At 75.4% G+C, this 7,220-nt stretch carries 3 protein-coding genes and 1 pseudogene; 2 read left to right on the forward strand and 2 right to left on the reverse strand.

Annotation, left to right across the window (positions count from 1 at the left end; translation table 11 throughout):
• A pseudogene (locus FOE67_RS11300) lies at window positions 1-2,185 on the forward strand (terpene synthase family protein); the annotation flags it as partial.
• Window positions 2,186-2,327: 142 nt separating this feature from the next.
• Here the strand turns inward: FOE67_RS11300 and FOE67_RS30350 are convergent.
• Window positions 2,328-3,905 carry an NsdA family TPR-like regulatory protein gene (locus FOE67_RS30350; protein ID WP_182663177.1) on the reverse strand — a complete coding sequence of 526 codons (1,578 nt, stop codon included), beginning with the start codon at window positions 3,903-3,905 and terminating at the stop codon, window positions 2,328-2,330.
• 671 nt (window positions 3,906-4,576) lie between these two features.
• Between FOE67_RS30350 and FOE67_RS11310 the strand changes: the two genes are divergently transcribed.
• Window positions 4,577-6,697, forward strand: coding sequence for an asparagine synthase-related protein (locus FOE67_RS11310; protein WP_182663179.1), 2,121 nt, complete (start codon window positions 4,577-4,579; stop codon window positions 6,695-6,697).
• A gap of 25 nt (window positions 6,698-6,722) precedes the next feature.
• Here the strand turns inward: FOE67_RS11310 and FOE67_RS11315 are convergent, their stop codons facing one another.
• Entirely contained in the window at window positions 6,723-7,091 is a 369-nt protein-coding gene (locus FOE67_RS11315; protein WP_323384722.1) for a hypothetical protein, read from the reverse strand.
• Window positions 7,092-7,220: the final 129 nt, after the last annotated feature.

The raw sequence follows: 7,220 nt of genomic DNA on the forward strand, positions 1-7,220 counted from the left end.
CCTCAACCCCCACCTGGAGGAGGCCCGCCGCCACACCCGCGAGTGGGCCCGGGGGATGGGGATGCTGGAGGGTTCCGGCATCTGGTCCGTCTCCGACCTGGAGGCCCACGACTACGCCCTGCTGTGCGCCTACACCCACCCCGACTGCGCGGCCGAGGTGCTCTCCCTGGTCACCGACTGGTACGTGTGGGTGTTCTTCTTCGACGACCACTTCCTGGAGACCTTCAAGCGCACCCGCGACCGAACCGCCGGCAAGGCGTACCTCGAACGCCTGCCGCGCTTCATGCCGCTCGACCCCGCCGAGGGCTTTCCCGAGCCCACCAACCCCGTGGAGGCGGGCCTGGCCGACCTGTGGGCGCGCACCGTCCCCGCCATGTCCCCGGCCTGGCGCCGCCGATTCGTCCGGAGCACCGAGAACCTGCTCAACGAGTCGCTGTGGGAGCTGGCCAACATCGACGCCGGCCGGATCTCCAACCCCCTGGAGTACATCGAGATGCGCCGCAAGGTCGGCGGTGCCCCCTGGTCGGCCGGGCTGGTGGAGTTCGCCGCCGGCGCCGAGGTTCCCGAGGCGGTCGCCGACACCCGCCCGCTGCGGGTGCTGCGCGACGCCTTCTCCGACGCCGTCCACCTGCGCAACGACCTCTTCTCCTACGAGCGGGAGGTGCGCGACGAGGGCGAGCTGAGCAACGGCGTCCTGGTCATGGAGACCTTCCTGAAGTGCTCCACCGGGGAGGCCGCCGAGGCCGTCAACGACCTGCTGACCTCCCGGGTGCAGCAGTTCGAGCACACCGCGCTGACGGAGCTGACCCCGCTGTTCGCCGAACACGGCCTGGACCCGGCGCAGCGCGCCGCCGTCCTCGCCTACGCCAAGGGGCTCCAGGACTGGCAGGCCGGCGGCCACGAGTGGCACCTGCGCTCCAGCCGGTACATGAACGACGGCGGGGCCGCCGCGACCCGGGGCGGCGGGATCGCCGGGGCGGGCGGCGCCGCCCCCTGGCTGCGGCCCGCGGGCATCGGCACCTCCGCCGCCGACCTCGCCGGAACCCTGCGCACCACGCTCGGCAGCGCCGTCACCGGGGCGCGCGGCCTGCGTCGGCACGCGCACGTGCCGCACCCCGTGGGGCCCTCGGTGATCCCGGACCTCCGGATGCCGTTCACCGCCCGGCTCAGCCCGCACCTGGAGGCGGCCCGCCGCGAGACGGTGGAGTGGGGCGAGCGGATGGGCATGCTGCGCGCCCAGCCCGGCGTGCCCGGCTCGAACGTGTGGAGCCGCGCGAAACTCGCCGGCTACGACTTCCCGCTGTGCGCGGCCGGCATCCACCCCGACGCCACGCCCGAGCAGCTGGACATCACCTCCGCCTGGCTGACCTGGGGCACCTACGGCGACGACTACTACCCGGCCGTCTTCGGGCGGACCGGCGACCCGGCGGGCGCGCGGGCCTGCACGGACCGGCTGAAGCTGTTCACCCCGATCGAGGACCCCTCGGCGACCCCCGAGCCCACCAACGCCCTCGAACGGGGCCTCGCGGACCTGTGGCGGCGCACCGCCGGGCCGATGACGATCGAGTCGCGCCGGGCCTTCCGCCGAACCTTCCGGGACATGGTCGACAGCTGGCTGTGGGAGTTGGACAACGGGGCGGCCCACCGGGTGCCCGACCCGGTGGACTACATCGAGATGCGCCGGCTGACCTTCGGCTCGGACTTCACGATGAGCCTGTGCCGCCTCGGCCACGGGCAGCGCGTGCCCGAGGCGATCCACCGAAGCGGCCCGATGCGTTCCCTGGAGAACTCGGCCGCCGACTGGGCCTGCCTGCTCAACGACGTCTTCTCCTACCAGAAGGAGATCGAGTACGAGGGCGAGGTGCACAACGCGGTGCTCGTCGCCCAGAACTTCTTCGGGTGCGACTACCCGACCGCGTTGCGGATGACCCACGCCCTGATGGAGTCCCGGCTGGAGCAGTTCCAACTGGTGGCGAGCAACGAACTCCCCGTTCTGTACGACGACTTCGACCTGGACGAGGAGGCCCGGGCGGTCCTCGACGCCTACGTCACCGACCTGGAGCACTGGCTGTCGGGCATCCTGCGCTGGCACCGCGACTGCCGTCGGTACAAGGAGGCGGAGCTGCGCGAGGACGCCGCCGCGCCACCGACGGCCGGGGACCCGGCGGACGCGTGGACGGGGTCGCTCCTTCCGCTTCCCCCGGATCCGGCCCCGCCCGTCGTGCCGGCCGCGCGCCCCCGCCGGACCCGAAGGCGCCCCCGGCCCGGGCCGGCTCACCGCGGCGGCCGGCGCGTTCCGCGCACGGTTGCCGCTGTCATGTGCGAGGTCATGCCGAAGCGGCCAGGAGCGGTTCGGCGGCCTCCCGGAGTTCCTTCACCGAGGGATCGTCCCGGTACGGTTCGAGCCGTTCGAGCAGGGCCCGCACGTAGTCGGTGGTGCGGGCGGAGGAGATGCGGCCCGCCACCCGCAGCGCGCGGTTGCCCGCGTCGCAGGCCGCGTCCAGGTTCCCGGCCTCCAACTCGGCGAACGCCTTGACCACCAGCCGCAGGCCGTGCGAGCGGGCGAAGTCCTCGGTGGGCTCGGAGAGCGCCTCCTCGTTGAAGCGGCGGGCCTGCTGGGGGATGCGCAGATCGGTGTAGCACTCGGCGGCGTCGGCGGCGAGCCGGTCGTAGGCGTAGAAGTCCAGCCAACTCGGGTCGGGGTCGCCGGGCCGGGAGCGCTGCAGCCCGCTCTCGGCGGCCGCGATGGCGGCGCCGCAGGCGGCGGCCTCATTGGCCTTGGCCAGGGCCCGGGCCTCCACGAGGTGGAAGAAGCTCATGGTCTTCGGGGTGGCCAGCGAACGGTTGCGCTCCAGCGCGGCCTGCGCCAGGTCCACCCCCTCGTCGGCGAAGCCCCGGTAGGTGGCCTGCAGGGACATGGAGGCCAGCACGTACCCGCCGAGCGGCACGTCGGCCGCGGCCCGGGCCAGCCGCAACGCCTGGATGTAGTAGCGCTGGGCGGCTTCCTGCTGTCCGGTGTCGAAGGCCATCCACCCCGCCAACCGCGTGAGTTCGGCGGTGGCGCGGAACAGTGAGCGGCCCACCTCGTCGCTGTAGTGCCCCATCAGCAGGGGCGCGGCGTCGGAGCGCAGGCACTCCGCGACCATGGCCGAACGCCAGTCCCCGCCGCCGTACTTGGAGTCCCAGCGGCGGGCCTCCTCGGCGGCCTCGCGGAGCTTGGAGACATCGCTGTGACCGACCCGGCCGATCGCGCCGGGACCGGCGAGGCCGCGGGCCGGGAGCCCCGGGCCCCGGCCGTCGGACCGGGCGCGGCCCTTCCCGTTGCCGGGGGGGCCGGTCGGACCGGTCGCCTCGCCCGCGGCGCCGTTCGGGCCGCTCGCCCCGCCGCCTCCCGCGGCGTCACCGCCGGCGCGCCGGGACCGGCCGCCCTCCGCGGTGGGCTCGCGCCCCACCGCCGGGTCGGCCGGGGTTATCAGCCACCGGGCGGCGGGCGTGGCGTACGCGCTCACGGCGAAGGATCCCGCCAGGGTCTGCCATATGCCCCGTCCCGAGCCGCTGTCCAGCCGGTACAGTTCGGTGGCGCCGCGCACGGCCGCCTCCACGTCCCGGGGGAAGGCCAGCCCCACCTCGGGGGCGGGATCGGTGTCGGCCAGCCCGATCTCGTGCAGGTGCACCGGCCGCCCCAGCTTGCTGCTGATGGCCGCGGCGATCAGGTGCGGTGCCGCGCCCTGGGGCACCATGCCCTTGGTGACCCAGCGGGCCACCGAGGTCTTGTCGTACCGCAGCGTCAGGCCGCGTTGTGCGCCGAGGTCGTTGACCCGGCGGGCCAACCCGGCGTTGCTCATGCCGGCGAGAGCGAGGACGGCGCCCAGCTTCTCGTTCGGTCCGCGTGACTCCCTGGACATGCGCGCACCCCTGACACACCCATCGGTGGCCCCGCGTCGGGCACGGGACGCTCCCCAATATTCCGCCAACCCAGCGTAGTTCGGTGCCTTCTGACCGTTAAGGGGCTTGTACGGGGATGGCCGGTCCTCGTCCCCGGCGGTGCGTCCCCCCGGGGTGGACGGGGCGCCGGTTCACGAGCCGGGCGCATCCGGTCCCGCTCGAACACCCCGGCGCGACGCGGCCGTCCGTCCGAGCGCGGGGGGTCGACGGGGATGTGCTCCCGTCGTGTGGCCGTGCGCCCGTCCGTGCGCTCTTAGCAGGAGCGACCCGCCGGGTTTGGATGATTCCGCGTGGGTCGGTCCGCCGCGCTCCGGGCGTCCGGTGGGCCGGGGAGCCGTCGTCCCCATCCCCGCGGACGGCGGTTCGGGCCCGGGAGACGTGGGACGTCTCCCGGGCCACGACACCCCGGGCGTCCCTCCCGCCCCGGGCGTCGAAGGCCGACTCCGAACGGACTTTGGCCGAAAACAGCCGGTTTTCAGCGCGGCGCGCGCGGACCGGCCGCCTCGCCGTGCCTTCCTGCGGTTTCCCCCCAATACCCCGCCCGCGCCCTTCCCGTGGCAGCATGGGCACACCACGCCCTTCGAGCGCCCGTGACCTGCGGGCTCGACAACTCAAGCGGGGGGAGGCGGCGATGCGGTGGTTGGTGGGGTGGTGCGGCGCCTCGGCGACGGCGCTCGAGGAGGTGAGGCCCCTCGGTGCCCAACTCGTCTGGGACGGCCCCGACCCGCTCTGGGCGGTGGGCGATTGGCGCCTGGACGAGATCCGCCTCGTCCACGCCGACGGTGACACCCACCTGGCCGTCTTCGGTTACTGCGGCGCCACCGACGCCCAACTGCGCAACGCCCTGATCTCCGCCCGCGCCGGTGCCCTGCGCCAACTCACCACCTGGCCCGGCGGATACACCGCCGTCGCCCGCTTCGGTCGGCGCACCGCCATCCCCACCGACCTCGCCGGCGCGCGCCCCGTCTTCCACACCCGCTGGGCCGGCGGCACCGCCTACGCCACCGCCGCCCTCCCGCTCGCCGACCTCACCGAGGCCCAGCTCGACGTCAACCAGCTCGGCGCCCAACTCGCCTGCCCCGAGACCCCCGAGGCCCTGGGCAGCGGCACCCCCTACGTCGGCGTGCACCGCGTGGCACCCGGCCGGGCCCTGGTGCTGCGCGAGGGCGGCAGCCGCGACACCGTCGACTACGAACCCTCGCTGCCCACGGTCGTCACCGCGCCCCCGGTGGAACGCGAGGCCGCCATCGAGGGCATTCGCGACGCCCTGGTGGAGGCCGTCCGCACCCGCCTGGCCGCCCCCCGGCACGCCGGCGTGCCCGATCCCGGGCCGGTCCCCGGCATGGGCCCCGCCGACCGACGCGCCGCCCGCGGCGGCACGGACCCGGCCCCCGGCGTCGGCGCCGACCTCTCCGGCGGCTCCGCCTCCGCCACCCTCGCCCTCCTCGCCGCCGGCCTCCCCGGCCGGCCCGGCACCGTGCACGGCACCGGCGCCACCCTCGCCGGCGAACGCCTGCTCGCCGTCACCTTCAACGACCTGGCCACCGAGGGCGAACACGCCCGCGTGGCACGGGCCGCCGAACTCGAACGCGCCCGCGCCATCGCCGAGAACCCCCGCCTGCACCACGTGGTGGTCACCGGCGGGATGGAGACCCTGCCGTTCGTCGGCCTCGACCTCGACACCATGCGCCTGACCGACGAGCCCGCGCCCTCCCTGGTGACCGCCGTCCGGCACCGGGCCCGCCTCGCCGCCGGCAGCGCCGACCACCTCGTCGGCCACGGCGCCCGCGAGGTCCTCGACGCCCACCCCGCCCGCCTCGCCGACCTGGTCCTGGGGCGACAACGCCGGCACCTCGTGCGCACCCTCATGGCCCTCCGTCACGGTGACGGGGGGCGTTCCGTCGCGGCGCCCCTGGCCCTGTACCGGGCGGCCCGCCGGCTCGCCCGCACCCCCTACCGGGACGGGGTGGCCGGCGCCGCCGCCCGCCTGCGGCACGCCGGTCCGGACGGGCCCGACCCGACCGATCCGTTCGCCGACCCCTTCGGCGCCGGGCCCACCGGCCGCCGCGCGCCCGGCGCCGGGCCCCTGGGCGCCTCCCTCAGCTGGGCCCTCCCCGGCCCGGCGGCCCGCTGGTTGACCGGCGAGACCCTCGCCGAGGTCTCCCTGCGCCTGGAGGCCGCCGCCACCCGCTCCCGGCCGGCCGGCCGGGACAGCCACCCCGGCGCCCAGCGCGCCCGGGCCGCGCTCGTCCGCCGCGCCGCCGACCACCGGGTGCTCGAACAGGCCGTTGAACTGCACCACCAGCGCCTGCACGCCCCCTTCTACGACAACGTCGTCGTCCGCGCCTGCCGCCTGCTCCCGGAGACGCTGCGGATACAGCCCGGCGCCCGTCCGGAGATCCTGCGGGAGGTGCTCGCCGGCGCCGGCGTCCGTGAGCTGCCGCCCGGCTGGGGCGCCCCGGCCCGGGCCCTCCAGGTCGAGGCGACCCGCCTCGGCCTGCGCACCGCGCTGGGCGACCTCATCGACCTCTTCGAGGCCCCCCTGCTCGCCGACGCCGGCCTGGTCGAGGCCAGGGTCGTCCGCCGGGCGCTGCGCGCCGCCGCCGAGGGGGAGCCGGTGCCGTTGGAGGGTGTCGCCGAACTGGTCTCCACGGAGCTGTGGTTGCGGAAGCTGACGACCCGCCGCGGCTCGTGCTGGACCACCGAGGGGAACCGGGAGCCGCGCGCCGTGGCCGGAGGCGTCACCCGCTGACGGCCTCCCGGGTCCGGGTGGCGACTCATCCCCGGGGGACGGCCACCACCTGTACGGAGTCCTCGTAGACGATCCGCCCCGGATCGGCGGACTCCACCCGTTCGCAGGCCACGCCGTGGGCGGCCGGGAGGTCGAGGTATCCCGCGACCCGCTCGATGAGATGCACGGCTCCCGGCTTGAACCACGCGGCGGCACCGGGGTGCACGTCGTGGTCGTGGGCCCCGGGGTGGGTGTCGGAGGGATCGGGATGGGCGGCGTTGTACCAGTCGTTGGCGGCCCGGAGGAGCCGGTGCTCCTCCTCGGAGAGCCGCCCCTCCCGGGCCAGGCCGTTGGCGAGAGCGAAGACCCCGGGGAAGTTTCCCCGCGGCCCCCGAACCGTCCCCCGGAACCTCACGAACCACCTGTACGGAGTCCTCGTAGACGATCCGCCCCGGATCGGCGGACTCCACCCGTTCGCAGGCCACGCCGTGGGCGGCCGGGAGGTCGAGGTATCCCGCGACCCGCTCGATGAGATGCACGGCTC

This window comes from Streptomyces calidiresistens (genome assembly GCF_014141525.1).
GTDB classification, from domain to species: Bacteria; Actinomycetota; Actinomycetes; order Streptomycetales; family Streptomycetaceae; genus Streptomyces; species Streptomyces calidiresistens.